Source organism: Tolypothrix sp. VBCCA 56010 (assembly GCF_050875635.1).
In the GTDB taxonomy this organism is placed as follows: Bacteria; Cyanobacteriota; Cyanobacteriia; order Cyanobacteriales; family Nostocaceae; genus Hassallia.
The window spans coordinates 1-742 of sequence record NZ_JBPAOH010000391.1 but is presented as its reverse complement, the minus strand read 5'-3'; the positions used below and the strand labels follow the sequence as shown (position 1 = coordinate 742).

Here is a 742-nt window from a genome sequence, read left to right as displayed (position 1 = left end):
ATTTTCGGTATTTTTTCGGATTATCAAATGTTTTCGCTGTATTTAAACTAACGGCTACAGCTAAACTATTGATACCTGAATCCACACCAACAATATCATCTACATCCCCAATATTACTGGGTGATATATCAGGAATTTCGTAATTAAAAGAAATATACCAACTATCTGCTGTACGCGATACGGTAACTTTTTTAATATCTACTGATGGCAATTTTTCAAAAGTTGAAACTGTTCCCAATGGTGCTGGTAACTTGATCCGATTACCAACTATGCGTTTGACTTTGCCGTTCCAATCAACAGTAAAAGAATCCGTTGATTTTCCTTTCTTTTTAAAAGTTGGTTTTTTGGAAATACCGCTCCATAAGCGTCTGTATGCTGAATGCAAATGCTCGAAGGCATAGACATAAACCCTAGATGACATTTGATTCATCCTTTGGATATTCTGGCTTGACTGTGTTTGTATAGAACTTACGAGCATCACGATAACTAAGTTTAACACCAGACTTATAAAAATCTTCGATTGCAGCAAGTGCCCAATTATAAACCCAACGACTGTAACCTGCATGTTGGGCAAATAATTGTTGCTGAATCGGATTTATTTTTAGTTTGGTTTTAAAACCTAGTTGCATACCTGGCGTGGGAGATGTCGGTATTTTAGTACTTTAGCATGGGCAATGTTTAAGAACAAAACTGCCGGAGATGTCCGGCTTTATCCAGTAATTTTATTATTTAGTAATCCACC

The 742-nt window shown here is 36.4% G+C and carries 1 protein-coding gene and 1 pseudogene; both read right to left on the bottom strand.

Annotated features, from left to right (window positions below):
- Positions 1–430 (bottom strand): annotated as a pseudogene (locus AABK37_RS41680) (RNA-guided endonuclease InsQ/TnpB family protein); the annotation flags it as partial.
- Positions 411–629 (bottom strand): helix-turn-helix domain-containing protein, encoded by a 219-nt coding sequence (locus AABK37_RS41675; protein WP_432557225.1) that lies wholly within the window; start codon positions 627–629, stop codon positions 411–413. The pseudogene AABK37_RS41680 and the gene AABK37_RS41675, both read right to left, overlap by 20 nt.
- Between the last annotated feature and the right edge of the window lie 113 nt (positions 630–742).